Origin of the sequence: Beggiatoa leptomitoformis (assembly GCF_001305575.3) — a bacterium.
GTDB lineage: Bacteria > Pseudomonadota > Gammaproteobacteria > Beggiatoales > Beggiatoaceae > Beggiatoa > Beggiatoa leptomitoformis.
Genome location: NZ_CP012373.2, coordinates 906,493 through 922,976, shown reverse-complemented (window position 1 = coordinate 922,976; position 16,484 = coordinate 906,493). Strand labels below are relative to the sequence as shown.

The following is a 16,484-nucleotide window of genomic DNA, read 5'->3' as shown; positions in this document are numbered from 1 at the left end:
GGGTAATCTACTTTATATTGTTTTAGGACAGTTTTATGAGCATTTCTTTATTTCATGATAATGTAGTTCAATTACAAACAAGTAGAAGTCAGAGGATATGTATTTTGATTAAAACGCATGATCCTATCTACTTTACGGAACGGGTTGTCTGGAAAAAAGATACCTCTATTTATTTGTTCTCTTTGATACTTTTCGTTTTATTTCCTTTGCTAATAATCTTATTATTAGTGAATGTTTTTTTAATGATGTGGAAAACTTGTCTATTTTGGTTTTTTAAGGAAAAGCCGCTCATTTCTCCCGCAGAAGTAGAAAAACGGTTACATGAAAACGCTTTGATGATGAAGATGACGCTCGAAGAAAAAGAGAAGCTCTTCTCTAAAAAAAATTTGCCATTGGGCTTATAGTCAACCCAAACACGGCTGTTTTTATTGTAAAAGAGGTCGCGCCAAGAAAGCACCGCTACGATGACGGAATAAAACAGCTTCAATCTTAGAATCGCCGCACTCGGGTTAATTTAACTTGAGTTTGGCGAGGTTGAATTTATAAAATATTGCTGAGGTTAATTATCCAGTAAATCCATTTGCTCAGCATGTTGTTCCGCTTTCTTCAACACTTTATGTACGTTTGGCAAATTAATTAATTGACCCTCGAATATTTCTTGCACACAAATAACCTGTATTTTCGGATATTCATTGCCCGTAAACTGGTTACGATAAACCCCATATTTCTTGCTTTCTTTCACTAAATTTGGCATTGGATATAGCGTCAACAAAATGCCGCAAGCCGCTTTTTCCCGTTCTACTGTACCGAATAGTTCCCGAACCACCGCAGGCGTTAGCTTTTTATTAGATTTCACACTAAACAAAACTTTACTATTTTCTGTTGTACTTTCAGGAATATAAGCAACCCCATCGATTCCATCATCACCACCTTTCTGCTCCTTGATAATCGCCCTATTTTTCGAGTAAGTGAGTACAATCCACTTTTCAAACTCTTTGCGGGTGCGGTCATCTTTACGATTGGCCAAAGCCTCAGCAGCTTCAAAATCTTTAGGCACACCTGCGATAAGCACATTATCCAACGCGCCTGCATCTTGGTCTTCTAAACGTTTGAGAATAAGGGCAATACTCTGATAAGTAATATCAATCCCAATCCACTGACGTTTGAGTTTTTGAGCTACAGCTACGGTTGTTCCACAACCACAGTAAGCATCTAAAATAACATCACCTTCGTTAGAACTGGCTTTGATGATGCGTTCAAGCAGTGCTTCGGGTTTTTGGGTGGGATAACCCATACGTTCAGATGAAGTATTACCAATACGGTTAATATCAGTCCAATTACTTGTAACAGGTTTACCTTGCGTATCATCTAAATAAATTTTTAAGCCATCAAGTCTAGGAGTACCGTCTTTTTTCAATAGTATGCGACCTTCTTCATACCACTTTTCTAATTGTTCTAAAGACGCGCCCCAAGAACGGTGGGCTGGTGGTTTTGAGCCACGCCACTGGAATTGTCGACTAGGATTAGCACTTGAAAAGGTAAGATTTTCTGCTTTATAAAGCCTGCCTTTCTCATCAGCTTTAAAACGTTTTAACTGTTGTTCGCCATAATCTGTAAATTGTGTATTGAATAAAAAGTTACTAGATTTTGTATAGAAGAAAATAGTGTCATTTGAACGTACATAAGCCTTAGTTTTCATGTTGTGTGCATTTGTTCTTTCCCAAATAATTTCGTTTTGAAAATCCCCACCTTTAGCACAAAAAATTGCATCAATCACCAATTTCAAATAATGGCTAGCGGTTGGGTCACAATGCAGATAAAAACTTCCCGTTGGTTTTAATACGCGGTGAATCTCAGCAATTCGCAGTGTCATGCTTACTAAATACGCTAATAACGCCCCTTTTTTCAGAACCTTTTCAAGTCCCGTTATCAAGTCAATGCTTTGTTCGGTGAAAACGCCGTTATAATTACTTTGGATTTCAGCAAGCCCGATATTCGCGTTGTCGTCCCATGTCCAAGTGTCGATAAAGGCTTGTGCTTGGGCTGCGTCTTCTTTGCCAATGTTGTTATAGATTTGGTTGTAATTGCGTTTTGAATTAAAAGGCGGGTCGATATAACACAAGTCGACGCTTTCATCTTTGATGTAACGGCGTAAAACATCTAGGTTATCGCCGTAGTAAATTTGATTTTTCATTTATGAAGGCTCATTTTCTTTAGCCGATTTGCTCAAACGGATACCATCGCTTGAAGCAATGGTATCCGTGTCCAATTTAACCGTTATTCAGCAAACTATCCGCCAGCACTTCGTACCGAACTTGGATTAAATCCTGTGTCATAGTGTTGAATGGGAATAACCGTTACTGTTCCATCTTCTTTAACCAATAGTTCAAAAACAATCCATACATCCGTACTCGCATTAGCAAGGATATTCGCACCCTCTATTGTTGGTGTAAATAGCTGTTCTGCCTGATTACCTATCCATAAACGGACTTGTGCATCCGCTGTTGTGATGCTCCCCGCTCCTGCAAAATGATGTACCACAAAACGATAAGAACCTGCTCGCAGTTGATGCGCCCCAACAGCAGGAAAAATTGTAATAACTTCTGGTTTTGTATTACTAAATTCGCCAGTATCTAGTTTTGCAATGCTGGTTTCTTTATTTGCAAAGTACAAGTGAAAACGGTCTTGATCATTCCCATAAGAAGCGGCTAATCCCGGTTCTGGCCCTGTTAGATGTGCGTCTAAATCGCGCGGTGTTTCACCCCAATCTAGTTGAATGCGAATAAGTTGCGGAACATCTACAACGATGGGGGGAGGTTCAATAATGGGTGGCGTTGGCTCTTCTGTTGGTACACTCGGTTCAGGGGTATCAATAACGGGTTCTTCTCCACCTGTTGTAGGCGTTGATGCGGTAATGGGATGTAAAGAAGCGTCAACTTGTGGATTTGTCCCACATTGTACGGTAATTTCTTGATAGCTGTTTTCAAACCCTTCTGCACTCACAGTGACAATCTGTTGACCTGAAGTCACATTATCAAATTGAACAAAGCCATTTGTATCGACGATTTTATCCTCGCCATTAATAAGCACATGCGCGGTAAGTAATGGCGTTGCCGTTTGTGAGTTAAGCACCCGCACTAGAAAAGACGCGCAATTTGCACTCATACTCTCTAAAATTGGCACAAAATGCAGGGTAACAGGGTCAAAACGAAAGGTAATATTGTAATAAGAACTGACATTCTTGGAGATAGCGGGGTTGGCTGGGTCAGGAATGGTTAAATCAACACGCATATTTTTAATTTGCAAGGTATCTGCATTTATACCTGTGCCTTGCGCTTCCTGAAAGTTAATATTTGTTTGTGCATACGCGGGGGGCATAATCCCACTTAACAGCAATAAAAATACTGTCAGACAATTCACTAAAAAGTGTCTGGATAACATAATAATGTCCTAAAAAATAGTGTAATACGATTAAATTAACTATATGGAATCTTAAGAATAATAACAAGCTATATGGGTATTTACCTATTTAATAGATTGAATTAATTTGATATGTGGCTCACATTATTCAAACCATAAAAAGCACAAAAGGGCTGTCCTATGCGGGAACTATTGCAACACCGTTTTAACCAACTTTTGCCACCTGTGGACTTTTGCGCGTTGCGCTATGTCGCAGAACGCAGTGAAAAATTAATTGTTCGCCAAGATATTGCCGAACCACCACAACGGTGGATAGACGCGGGCGTGATGATAAGCGTCATGCACAATGGCGGGTTAGGTTACGCCGCAACCAGCGATTTGAGTGAAACAGGCTTGAAGCGCGCCATTCAACAAGCCTGCGATTGGGCAGAATGCACACGCGGACGTTTGGTTACAGGGTTGGATAGCGTCGTTATGTCGCATCAGCAAGGGGAATATCACAGCCCTGTCGGACAAGCATGGGAAACATTGAATTTGCAGGAAAAATATGCACTGCTTCAGGAGGAATCCCAACATTGTAAAATAGATGAACGGATTGTCGATTGGGAAGCTGAATTATGGTCGGTCAATACGGAACAACTTTATTTAACGAATCAAGGGGGACATGTCTATCAGACAACGCACCTGATTATTCCTAACATCAGTGTGACTGCCAACGCGGGCATGGATACCCAACGGCGCAGTTTTGGTGGACAAGTTTTTGCCCGCCAAGGTGGATTAGAAGTGCTGGCTGAGATGGGTTTTCATCGTAGCGGACATCGTTTAGCCGAAGAGGCCTTGCAACTCCTTACAGCACCTAATTGTCCTACGGATACCCGCGATGTTCTGCTGATGCCCGACCAAATGGTTTTACAAATCCATGAGTCAATAGGACATCCTTTAGAATTAGATAGAATTCTTGGTGATGAGCGTAACTATGCAGGCACAAGTTTTGTCACACAAGAGATGTTTGGACACTACCAATATGGCTCATCCTTACTCAATGTGACTTATAACCCAACGGTAAGGGGTGAATTTGCCAGTTTTTGCTACGATGATGAAGGGTTAGCGGCGGATAAAACCTATTTAATCCGTGAAGGCATACTTATCAATCCTCTGGGTAGTACCAGCTCACAAGCACGGGCGCAAATGTCGGGTGTTGCTAATGCCCGCGCGAGCAGTTGGAATCGTCCTCCCATAGACCGTATGGCAAATATTAATTTAGAAACAGGTGACAGTAGTCTTGCTGACATGATAGCGCGGACAGAACGCGGTATTCTTATGCAAAGTAATGTTTCATGGTCTATAGATGACTCGCGCAATAAATTTCAATTTGGTTGCGAATGGGGACAGCTTATAGATAATGGACAATTGACCGATGTCGTGAAAAACCCCAATTATCGAGGCATTTCCGCTACTTTTTGGCGTAATTTACAAGCGGTTGGCAATGCAGATACTTTTCAAGTGTTAGGCGTGCCTTATTGTGGCAAGGGAGAACCCAATCAACTGATTCGAGTTGGACATGCAACCCCTGCTTGTTTATTCAGTAATATCGACGTTTTTGGGGGCGCGTAATGCAAACGTATTTCTACGCTTTAGCAGACACCATAGAAAAGCAACTACAAACAGGTGAAACCTATCTTTGCACTTATGAAGGGGAAGACTCTGATTTTATTCGTTTCAATCAGGGAAAAATTCGCCAAGCGGGTAATGTTAAACAAGCCTATTTATCCCTGTCATTAGTACAAGGACAACGCACCAGCCAAACGAATATCACTTTAAGTAATGACTTAGCAATTGACAGTGCGCATCTTAGCGAGACGCTTGCCCAACTGCGCCAACAATTACCCCATACACCCGAAGACCCTTATCAACTCTACTCGACAACGGTTCATAACAGCGAACACCTTGCAAATAATACTTTACCGCGCACTAATGATGCACTCGATACCATTTTAAGCACAGTGCAAGGCTTAGATTTTGTTGGAATTTACGCATCAGGTGGGATTTTTCGTGGCTTTGCTAACAGTTTAGGACAACGCAATTGGCACAGTAGCTACAGCTTTAATACCGACTGGAGTTGTTACCATAACCAAGATAAAGCGGTTAAGTCTGCCTACGCGGGTTTCATCTGGGACAATGCCACGTTTGCCAAAAAAATGGAGACGGTCAAACAACAATTACATCGCCTAAGCTATCCCGCCCGCACCATTCCGCGCGGAGAATATCGGGTTTATCTCTCTCCAACTGCATTATCCAGCATTATGCAAGTGCTGTGCTGGGGTGGATTTGGCGCGAAATCGCAACGTACCAAACACAGCCCGCTACAACGTCTCATTGATAATCCTATGGAATATCGTTTACATGCGGGACTAACGCTTACTGAAAATACTGCCAGTGGCATTGCACCCGATTTTCAAAATGCAGGCTTTATTAAACCCGCGCAAGTGCCTTTAATCAAAGCGGGTAAATTTGCACAGAGCCTTGTATCCCCTCGCTCTGCCAAGCAATATCATCTGCCTGCTAATGGTGCAAATGATGAGGAAATGCCTTTATCCTTAGAGATGCAAGCGGGCAACTTTCCTCAAGCCTACGTATTAAAGGCTTTAGATACAGGAATTTATATTAATAATCTCTGGTATTTAAACTACTCTGATCGTCCCGCAGGCAGAATTACAGGCATGACCCGTTTTGCAACTTTTTGGGTAGAAAATGGTGAAATTGTCGCGCCATTAAATGTGATGCGTTTTGATGAAACAATTTATAATCTATTGGGAAAACAGTTGATTGCGCTGACAATAGAACGTGAATTAATCATCGATGCAGATACTTACGACAAACGGGCAAATAGCACGATGTGTTTAGCGGGGGCATTGGTGGAGGGAGTGCGGTTTACACTATAGTTGGATTAGCCCTCAAAATGTTGGGGGCTTATAAAAAATACTAAACCCTATAAATCTTCATACAACTAATTATTATAATTGTCTTTTTCCCTCAAGTACTGCTCTTTATCTAAAGGGCTGTGATTATTAAAATAGGCAAACGTGCGATAAAAAATCGCAATATTAGAAAATGCTAAAATACTTATGTTATTATTCTGCAAATAATAGCAGTTTTGGCAAGACGATAAGGAGCAACGAAAAATGTTAAATTCCCCCCTCATACAACGGTTATCTCTGTTGATATGTCTTGGATTAGGTGTAAATTCTGCAAGTTATGCAGAAAATAAGGATATTCATTTACAAACTTTACCCGTTGTCTATCAACAAATAGCAAAAGAAGTCGTTGTAGATGGTGTGATTGAAGCTGTTAATGAAGCAACTATTGCTGCGCAAACATCGGGACAAGTGCAAGAAGTGTATTTTGATGTCGATGATTTTGTGAAAAAAGATATGATTATCGCAAAGCTTAAATCGATTGAACAAAAAGCAAGCGTTGCACAAGGAGAAGCAGGTTTGCGGGAAGCGCAAGCCAATTTAAGAGTGGCACAAGATACATATAATCGCACAAAAAAGATTTTTGAAAAACAAGCCATTTCTGCATCAGAAATGGAAAAAGCCAGTGCTGAGTTAGATGCTGCAAAAGCGCGCGTCGCAACCGCACAAGCGGGTAATAAACGCACTTCTCAACAGGAGGAATATACCACGATTCGCGCCCCCTATAGCGGCATTGTGAAAGAACGCCATATTCAACCGGGAGAAATTGCGAATGTAGGTCAGGCCATTATGACGGGGTTTTCTTTAGATGAATTGCGTGTTATTGCCACGATTTCACAAAGCCAAGCGGCTGATATACGTCATAGTCAAACCGCAACAATCATTATTCACAGTTTGCCAAATAAACCGCGCTTAACCGTTAATAAAGTAACGGTTGTGCCTTATGCAGATGCACAATCGCATACTTTTCGAGTCCGTTTGCCATTAGCGGAAGCCGTAGATGGGATGTATCCCGGAATGTTAGTGAAAGTTGCATTTAATATAGGAACAGAACAACGCTTGATGATACCCATTAGCGCGGTTGCTTATCGTGGGGAAATTAGAGCGGTTTATGTTGTTGATGAAAAAGGACAAGTTTTTATGCGTCAAATCCGTTTAGGAAAAGAATCATTAAACATGATAGAAGTCCTTGCGGGTTTAGAAATTGGCGAACAAATTGCGACTAATTCAGTCGATGCTGCGATTAAATTAAAATCACAACGGGCTGTTTCTGCAACAACCCCCGCTCACCCGTAGGCAGGACATAAGATGAGTCAAGCACAAACGGATAAACCTCCAATGGGCATTTCTGGGCGCATCACCCAGCAGTTTTTAACGACACAAATCACACCATTATTGGCATTGGTTGGGTTGTTGTTGGGATTGTTTGCAATCGCCGTGACCCCGCGTGAAGAAGAACCACAGATTAACGTTACCTTTGCTAATGTTTTTATTCCCTTTCCCGGTGCTTCAGTCCGCGATGTAGAACAAATCGTGGCAACCCCCGCAGAACAAAAATTTAGTGAAATTGAAGGGATTGAACATATTTATTCAGTTTCCCGACCGGGTATGGCGGTTTTAACGGTGCAATTTAAAGTCGGCGAACCCCGTACCGATGCCATTGTCCGCTTATATAACACGATTTATTCCAATTCTGACTGGTTACCACAAAATTTAGGCGTAGGAACACCCTTATTAAAACCCAAAGGGATTGATGATGTGCCTATCGTTACCCTGACCTTATGGTCGGAAGAAGGGGGTAGTTACGATTTACAAGATGTTGCACATACCATTGAATCAGAACTAAAACGGGTGAATGGAACCCGTGATATTTATACGGTTGGCGGGGCTGACCGCATAGTGCATGTTACCTTAGACCCTAATAAATTGGCGGGTTATCAATTATCTATTACGGATTTAACGAATGCGTTAAGTGCCAGCAATAGCACCCGTAATGCGGGCAGTCTGGTACGGGATAATCAAGAAATCCTTGTGCAAGCAGGGGATTTTCTCTCTAAACCTGAAGAAATTGCTGATTTAGTGGTGGGCATGCAAAATGGAAAAGCAATTTATTTACATGATGTTGCGGATGTAAGATTGGGCGCGGCACAGCCTGAGCAATACGTTTGGTTTGGTACAGGCGCGGCTGCACACACACGTGGCATTACTCAACAGGGTGAATTCCCTGCCGTGACGATTGCCATTGCCAAACAACCGGGGACTAATGCAGTTGCAGTTGCCAATCAAGTAATTGAACGTTTTGAAGCCATGCGCGGTGTATTTGTGCCAGATGATGTGCATGTTACGGTTACACGTAATTATGGGGAAACGGCTGACGCAAAAGCGAAAAAACTGATTAGTAAATTGATTTTTGCCACCAGTTCCGTTGTGTTGCTGGTCTTGATTACATTGGGCTGGCGTGAGGCGTTTATCGTCGGAACGGCTGTTGTTATTACCTTGCTCATTACTTTATTTGCCTCGTGGGCATGGGGTTTTACCCTAAATCGGGTGTCATTATTCGCGCTGATTTTCTCTATCGGGATTTTGGTCGATGATGCCATTGTGGTGGTGGAAAATATTCACCGTCATATTCATTTAGGGGCGAAAAATCTATTAGAAGCGATTCCTGTCGCGGTGGATGAAGTGGGTGGGCCTACCATTTTAGCAACGTTTACCGTTATCGCTGCCTTATTGCCGATGGCGTTTGTGTCGGGGTTAATGGGTCCTTATATGAGTCCTATTCCAATCAACGCCAGTTTAGGGATGTTGATTTCTTTAGCCGTGGCTTATGTTTTTACCCCTTGGCTAACGTATAAGGTGTTGCGCAAGCAGTTTGAAAAATATCGCCAAACACATCAAGACGGACACCCTGTTGAAGATGAAAAACCAACGACAACTTATCGCTTATTTAATGGGGTTATGCGTCCTTTTTTACGTCGTGCAAGTTTACGCTGGCTCTTGTTATTGATTGTGTTAGCAATGATTGCAGGTGCGGTGTTATTGCCAATCACGCAACATGTTGTGCTTAAGATGTTACCATTTGATAATAAATCAGAATTTCAAGTGGTCTTGGATATGCCCGAGGGGACAAGTGTAGAACAGACAGCGCGGGTATTAGGTGAATTGGGGCGTTACTTGGCAAAAATTGAAGAAGTCAGTGATTATCAAGTTTATGCGGGAACTTCTGCACCCATTAGCTTTAATGGTTTGGTGCGTCAATATTATTTGCGTTCGGGCGCAAATGTTGGCGATATTCAGGTTAATTTAACCGATTCTCATCATCGGCAGCGAAAAAGTCATGAAATTGCGTTGTCCGCGCGTGAACCGTTGCAAGCCATTGGCGCGAAATATAACGCTAATGTAAAAATTGTCGAAGTCCCCCCCGGCCCTCCTGTACAATCGCCATTAGTTGTTGAAGTATATGGATTAGATTATAAGGGACAAATCAATATTGCAAAAGATATTCGAGCCGTTTTTGCAAAAACGCCCGACATTATCGACGTTGACGATACGATTGAAGCCCCACAAACAAAATTGATTGTTCGTGTTGACCAAAGCCGTGCTGCATTATTAGGTGTGAGCCAAGATGCTGCTGTTTCTGCCATTCAAACCGTGTTGCAAGGCGCGGACGTGAGTTTTTTACATAATGCTAATGTGAAATATCCTATTCCGATTCGTTTTGAATATAGCACAGCAGATAAAGCTGATATTGAACGCATTAAAGGATTACGAGTGCGGAGTAACACGGGAAATTTAGTTCCCCTGTCTGAGTTTACTGAGGTTGTTGTCTCACAGTTAGAAAATGCAATTTATCACAAAGACTTATTGCCTTTAACCATGGTGACGGGTGATATGGCGGGCAAGTTAGACAGTCCGTTATATGGGATGTATGCGATTTATGAGCAATTACAAGAACTAACGGTTGAGGAACAATATAAGTTAGACCAGTATTTTATTCAACAACCTGCAAATCCTTATCGTTACAGTATTAAATGGGATGGCGAGTGGCAAGTAACGTATGAAACCTTTCGTGATATGGGTATCGCGTATGCGGTAGGGATGATTATGATTTATCTGTTAGTTGTTGCACAGTTTCATTCTTATCTTGTGCCGTTGATTATCATGGCCCCTATTCCCCTGACGGTTATCGGCGTAATGCCCGGTCATGCGTTACTTGGTGCGCAATTTACGGCAACATCGATGATAGGCATGATTGCTTTAGCTGGGATTATTGTGCGGAACTCTATCTTGTTAGTTGATTTTATTAATCAACAGATTGATGAGGGAATGGCATTTCAAGAGGCAGTGATACGTTCTAGTGCAGTACGGGCGCAACCCATCGTATTGACAGGATTAGCTGCAATGGTTGGCGCGTTTTTCATTATTGATGACCCGATTTTTAGCGGGTTAGCCATTGCATTGATTTTTGGGTTGTTTGTCTCGACAGTGTTGACGCTGGTAGTCATTCCCATTTTATATTACGCATTTATGCACAAACGCTTCGCATAAATTTTAAGCACGTAAGGACATGTTTAAACATGTCTTTACGTATTGTTTCCTTGTGTTTTAGCATGGGCTTGAGTAGGTAAGGTAAAATAGAAGGTGCTACCTTTGTTTAACTCACTTTCTACGCCAATTTCCCCGCCTAATTTATTAATAATTCGTTGCACGATGGATAAACCTAAACCGTGTCCTTCTTCTGTCCCTGTCGTAACCCGCGAAAAAGCAGCGAATAATTTACTTTGGGCTTCTGCGGTTAAACCATTCCCATTATCTTTTACCCAAAAACGCACAAAATTCCCCTCACGTGTCGAACCTAGCTCTAAACAGGGTGGTTTTCCACCATATTTTAAAGCATTACTCATGTAATTTGCCCAGACTTCTTCAACCCATTGTGGATAGCCAACAGCGGTTTCCCATCGCTCGGGCAATATAATTTGTCCTTGATGACTGAGAAAAAGTTGCATTAGGCGATGTTGAACACTTTCTACAATTACCTGCATATTAAGGGGTTCTTGTTGTACTTGTTCTTTTGATATACGGGCTAATAGTAATAAACCGTTAATAATATCAACCATTTTTTCCCCTGTCTTAAACATGATTTTCAAATAATTTAAGGCTTGGGGGCTGAGTTGCGTGTTGGTATTTAAGAGTAAATCTGTTAGTCCAATTATTGCACTAAGCGGGTTTTTTAAATCATGGGCAACTGTATGTGCAAACGCATCTAACTCGCTATTTTTTTCGTGTAATGCACGGTTTTTCGCGGCTAACTCAGCATTATTTATTTCTAATTGTTGTTGTAGTTGGCGGATAGTTAAATGGGTATTAATACGTGCTAGCACTTCCTCTTGATGAAAAGGCTTGGTGACATAATCTACTGCGCCTAACTCCAAGCCTTTGATTTTATCAACAGTATCCGCTAAGGCCGTCATAAAAATAACGGGGATATCGGCTGTTTTTGGATTGGCTTTTAAATATTGACAGGTTTCAAAACCATCAATACCGGGCATCATGATGTCTAATAGAATGAGATTAGGATGAATAGATTCAGCAATTTGCAAGGCATTTTCGCCATTACGTGCAACTAATACTTCAAACCCATTTTCGCTGAGAAATTCAAACAAAATCCCTACGTTTGCGGGTACATCATCAACGATTAAAATATTAGGTAATTCTTTATTTAACATGATAGATTTTTCGCTAATAAACGTTTAGTAAACATTTATAAAGGGGGAGGTATTTCAAACGTCTGAAAAACAGTTTGGTTTCTGCCTTGTTCTTTTGCGCGATATAAGGCTTTATCTGCAACAGAAATTAACAAATGTGGATTGTTCTCTGTTGTTGGAATAACGCTGCTAATCCCAATACTTAGGGTGATAAAATTCGCAATTTTTGATTTTTTATGTGTTATCTGTCGTTGTGCTATGGCTTGGTGTATCATTTCAGCAATACGCATTGCACCTTCTTGATTTGTATTAGGAAGAATTAATGCAAACTCTTCTCCACCATACCGCGCGACTAGGTCAACAGAACGTTTGACACATTGCGTTAGTGCGGTTGCAATTTGTTTTAAACATTCGTCACCGGCTTGATGTCCATATTCATCATTGTAGTTTTTAAAAAAATCAACATCACACATCATTAATGTTAAAGGATAATTAACTCTTAACATTTGCGCCCATTGGAGTTGTAAATATTCGTCAAAACGTCGGCGGTTGGCGATTTGTGTGAGTCCATCTTGGCTAACTAAATCGGCTAATTCTTTATTTGCTTTTTGCAGAGCGGCTTCTTTTTCTTGTAATTCTTTATTTTTATCTTGTAGTTCTGTTTGTAAGTAGTGGATTTTTAGATGTGTACTCACCCTCGCAAGCACTTCTTCTTGGTGAAACGGTTTTGTGACATAATCAACAGCACCTAACTTAAAGCCTTTAACTTTATCCACAATATCCGTTAATGCAGTCATAAAAATAACAGGGATTTCATTGGTTGTTTTGTTGGCTTTAATCCGTCGACAAGTTTCAAACCCGTCAATGCCTGGCATCATTATATCTAGTAGAATCAAATGTGGACGTGCTGTTTCTATAATTTGTAACGCACTTTCACCATTGCGCGCAACCAGTACTTCAAAGCCGTTGCTAGATAGAAAATCAAATAAGACCCCTACATTAGCAGGGACATCGTCAACAATTAAAATAGTAGGAGTTTCTGACATTAGAACATCGTTAATGAAAAGAGTTAAGTGACCCTTACTAGCTTATCAAAGCCGTTTAATTAAAGAAACTATAGGTTTTCTATTGTAAACTTTCAGACGAGTTCCACTTATTTTAGGGTTATTTGGTTTACGATAGGTAAATTAAACCATTAACAAATAAAATTTTTCATTTCTGTTATTCACCCGTAGCTAATAAACGGAGGATGAAAAAGATTTCTTCTTTTTGTCCTTAATTTGTTTGGCACTACCCTTTTATCTACAGCAATCCGTTATGAATACAAAAAAAACATTAATAGAAGCAAAAGTCACTCATGTATCTGATGGCGATACTTTAAAAGCTGATTGTAATGGTTTATCTATTACTGTGCGTTTAGACAGCATTGATGCCCCAGAAAAAGCACAACCTTATGGCGAGGAAGCAAAACTTGCCTTAACTGCCTTAGTATTGCACAAAGACGTTAAGATTGAACAAACGGCAAAAGACCGTTATGGGCGTATTGTTGGCAAGGTATTTCGGGGGCGTACTTATGTAAATGAGGAAATGATTAAAAACGGTCATGCTTGGTTTTATGTGCAATATGCGAATGAACCCGAATTTCAAAAGTTATCGGAAAAAGCCCAACACGCTAAATTAGGATTGTGGGCATTGCCTAAGGCTAAACGTATTCCACCATGGGAATGGCGTAAGCAGAAGCAGGAAAAAAGCGAGGCTATTCAATCTGCTAAAGCATCTGGTACTAAGCGGACTTGGTTACCTTTAACACTAGCAATCATCGCTTTAGCAGCCGTAGCAGGGGTTGCTTATTTGTGGATAACGGGGAAATTGACGTTATAGCTAAACCCAAATAAAACGATGTATGTGATAAATGCAGCCAGACGGATACTGCCGCCCCAGAAGGTGTTATCCGTTTTAATGAATGCTATCTGTCCTATTAGGTTTTCAAGACTGAATACATGAAGGCTTGAGCAGGGACTACCCGCGCTATTTTAATGAGTTAAAGGCGTGATGATTCGTGGATAACCAGAAAGCGGGTAGTTTAATACGACCAGATATTGAAAAATGTTTGAACATGGCATAATAAGCCCCTTAAATTTTAATGGGTAACTTACTTTAGATGACACAGATTACTTTAACCCAACCGGATGACTGGCATTTACATGTCCGTGATGGTGTCGCAATGGCTTCTGTTATCTCTGCAACAGCACGGTGTTTCGCTCGGGCAGTTATTATGCCAAATTTAAAGCCACCAATTACAACCCTTGCACAAGCAGAAGCCTATCGACAACGCATTTGTAGTGCGTTACCTGAAGGGGCAACGTTCCAACCATTGATGGCTTTATATCTGACGGATAACACCAATCCCGATGAAATTGTACGGTTAAAAGCAAGCGAACAGGTTGTTGCTATTAAGTATTACCCAGCGGGTGCAACCACTAATTCGGAATCGGGCGTTACAGATTTGCGTAAGGTTTGGCATTTGTTAGAAACCATGCAACAGTATGATGTCCCTCTCTTAATTCATGGGGAAGTCACAACTGCCAGCGTTGACGTGTTTGATAGAGAAAAAATATTTATTGAACATATTCTTGACCCAATTATTCAAGCCTTTCCCGCTTTACGCATTGTGTTGGAACATATTACTACATTGGAAGCCGTCGAATATATTAGTGCGCAAGCTGACAATATCGCGGCAACCATTACGGCGCATCATTTATTGATGAATCGTAATGACTTATTCAATGGTGGCGTACGCCCACATCATTATTGCCTACCTATCCTAAAACGAGAACAACACCGTCAAGCCTTACTCCAAGCGGCAAGTAGTGGCACGCCTAAATTCTTTTTAGGGACTGATAGCGCGCCCCACGCCCGTCATACAAAAGAAACAACCTGTGGATGTGCCGGAATGTTTACCGCCCCCGCCGCGTTAGAATTGTATGCAGAAGCCTTTGAACAGGTGAATGCGCTGGATAAATTAGAGGGATTTGCCAGTTTTTATGGAGCAGATTTTTATCGGTTACCACGTAATAAACGCACAGTAACCTTAAAAAAACAGGCTTGGCAAATGCCTACCCATTGGGCATTTGGTAATGATGAAGTTGTTCCTTTGCGTGCCGGTGAAACTATTCAATGGCAGTTAATAACAGGTTGATTTTAAGTGTATAATCCATTAATTGCAAAAAGATTTCGTGGTTTTTTACCTATCGTTGTCGATGTGGAAACCGCAGGGTTTGACCCTAAACGAGACGCGCTATTAGAAATTGCGGCTGTCACATTAGATGTTGATGAAAAAGGTTTTTGGCAACGGGGGGAAACTCATGCGTGTCATGTACAACCGTTTGAAGGGGCTAATTTAGATGCTGCCGCGCTCGCTTTTACAGGTATAGATCCATATCATCCCTTTCGTTTAGCATTGTCTGAAGAGGATGCTTTACATAAAGTATTTAAGCCGATTCGTGAGGCCGTTAAAGCGCAAAAATGCTCCCGTGCGGTGTTAGTAGGGCATAATGCGGCGTTTGATTTAAGTTTTATTAATGCCGCAACGGAACGAACTAATACTAAACGCAATCCTTTTCACCCCTTTAGTGCCTTTGATACAGCAACACTAGGCGGTTTAGCATTTGGACAAACCGTATTAGCCCGCGCGGTGCAGATGGCAGGATTTGACTGGGACAACGACCAAGCCCATTCGGCAATTTATGACGCAGAACGAACAGCAGATTTATTTTGTGCTATCGTCAACTTGTGGGACATAAAAATTGGGGTTAGAACCCGCAATGAACAATGAAAGAGGGGACAGCATCCCCTCATCGCCTTACCTTATAAAAATAAAGGATAAATAACCAATTATATTTTTGATGCACCCGGTTTTTTCGTGTTGTACTCTTCATGAGAAAGTACAACAACAGGCACTAAACCATCTTTGTCATCCTTAAATAAAATACGATAATCATTATCAATAGGCACAGACACAATGTGTCTGTCATAGTTCATGCGCTTACCATTGAATACCTGATAGGCTTGACCTTCTTTAATCGCGACTAAAATAGCGCGTGCTTTAATAACTAAGTTCTTATGAGGTAATTTGCGTAAATCAATCGCATCTGTTTTGAATTGTTGTTCCCAAATTTGTTTTTCATGCCTGATTGCTTCTTGATTGTTGTGTTCTATTGAGGATTGTTGGCATTTATGACAGTACTGTCCTAAGCCTTTATGTCCACAAGGAAATGTCTTTTTTGCCATGCAAGTAGTTTGCTCCATTTGTTCTAAAATACTGTCCGTTTGTTATATGGGGATAATGCGCTGTTTCTCCAGCGAGTTGAATTTATTCTTTACC

Annotated in this window: 13 protein-coding genes; 8 read left to right on the top strand and 5 right to left on the bottom strand. The window is 41.1% G+C overall.

Annotated elements, in window-relative coordinates:
* Positions 1-35 precede the first annotated feature (35 nt).
* Entirely contained in the window at positions 36-404 is a 369-nt protein-coding gene (locus AL038_RS03915; protein ID WP_062149324.1) for a hypothetical protein, read from the top strand.
* Between the two features lie 155 nt (positions 405-559).
* On the opposite strand, the gene AL038_RS03910 is transcribed toward AL038_RS03915, so the two are convergent.
* A complete protein-coding gene (locus AL038_RS03910) occupies positions 560-2,194 on the bottom strand; it encodes a DNA methyltransferase (RefSeq protein WP_062149321.1) in 1,635 nt (544 codons plus the stop codon).
* Between the two features lie 95 nt (positions 2,195-2,289).
* Positions 2,290-3,441 (bottom strand): peptidase associated/transthyretin-like domain-containing protein, encoded by a 1,152-nt coding sequence (locus AL038_RS03905; RefSeq protein ID WP_062149318.1) that lies wholly within the window; start codon positions 3,439-3,441, stop codon positions 2,290-2,292.
* Between the two features lie 159 nt (positions 3,442-3,600).
* Here AL038_RS03905 and AL038_RS03900 point away from each other — a divergent pair, with 159 nt between their 5' ends.
* From AL038_RS03900 to AL038_RS03885, 4 genes are all read left to right on the top strand, one after another.
* Positions 3,601-5,034: a TldD/PmbA family protein gene (locus AL038_RS03900; protein ID WP_062149315.1), complete on the top strand. Its 1,434-nt coding sequence runs from the start codon at positions 3,601-3,603 to the stop codon at positions 5,032-5,034.
* Complete coding sequence (locus tag AL038_RS03895; protein WP_062149312.1) at positions 5,034-6,362, top strand: TldD/PmbA family protein; 1,329 nt, start codon at positions 5,034-5,036, stop codon at positions 6,360-6,362. The genes AL038_RS03900 and AL038_RS03895 overlap by 1 nt, the downstream gene beginning before the upstream one ends.
* Positions 6,363-6,602: 240 nt before the next feature.
* Entirely contained in the window at positions 6,603-7,691 is a 1,089-nt protein-coding gene (locus AL038_RS03890; protein ID WP_062149310.1) for an efflux RND transporter periplasmic adaptor subunit, read from the top strand.
* Between the two features lie 12 nt (positions 7,692-7,703).
* On the top strand, positions 7,704-10,943 hold the full coding sequence (locus AL038_RS03885; protein WP_062149307.1) for an efflux RND transporter permease subunit: 3,240 nt from the start codon (positions 7,704-7,706) through the stop codon (positions 10,941-10,943).
* Positions 10,944-10,978: 35 nt separating this feature from the next.
* On the opposite strand, the gene AL038_RS03880 is transcribed toward AL038_RS03885, so the two are convergent.
* Both AL038_RS03880 and AL038_RS03875 read right to left on the bottom strand, forming a co-directional pair.
* Positions 10,979-12,121 (bottom strand): sensor histidine kinase, encoded by a 1,143-nt coding sequence (locus tag AL038_RS03880; protein WP_062149304.1) that lies wholly within the window; start codon positions 12,119-12,121, stop codon positions 10,979-10,981.
* Positions 12,122-12,156: 35 nt separating this feature from the next.
* A complete protein-coding gene (locus AL038_RS03875) occupies positions 12,157-13,146 on the bottom strand; it encodes a diguanylate cyclase domain-containing protein (RefSeq protein ID WP_062149301.1) in 990 nt (329 codons plus the stop codon).
* Positions 13,147-13,417: 271 nt separating this feature from the next.
* Between AL038_RS03875 and AL038_RS03870 the strand changes: the two genes are divergently transcribed.
* The 3 genes from AL038_RS03870 (at position 13,418) to rnt (ending at position 15,935) form a co-directional block, all read left to right on the top strand.
* Entirely contained in the window at positions 13,418-13,981 is a 564-nt protein-coding gene (locus AL038_RS03870; protein ID WP_101539101.1) for a thermonuclease family protein, read from the top strand.
* A gap of 280 nt (positions 13,982-14,261) precedes the next feature.
* On the top strand, positions 14,262-15,299 hold the full coding sequence (pyrC, locus tag AL038_RS03865) for a dihydroorotase (protein WP_062149298.1): 1,038 nt from the start codon (positions 14,262-14,264) through the stop codon (positions 15,297-15,299).
* 6 nt (positions 15,300-15,305) lie between these two features.
* Positions 15,306-15,935, top strand: a complete 630-nt coding sequence (rnt, locus tag AL038_RS03860; RefSeq protein WP_062149295.1) for a ribonuclease T — start codon at positions 15,306-15,308, stop codon at positions 15,933-15,935.
* 59 nt (positions 15,936-15,994) lie between these two features.
* Here rnt and AL038_RS03855 read toward each other — a convergent pair whose 3' ends face one another.
* Positions 15,995-16,390: a DUF7682 family zinc-binding protein gene (locus AL038_RS03855; RefSeq protein WP_062149292.1), complete on the bottom strand. Its 396-nt coding sequence runs from the start codon at positions 16,388-16,390 to the stop codon at positions 15,995-15,997.
* Between the last annotated feature and the right edge of the window lie 94 nt (positions 16,391-16,484).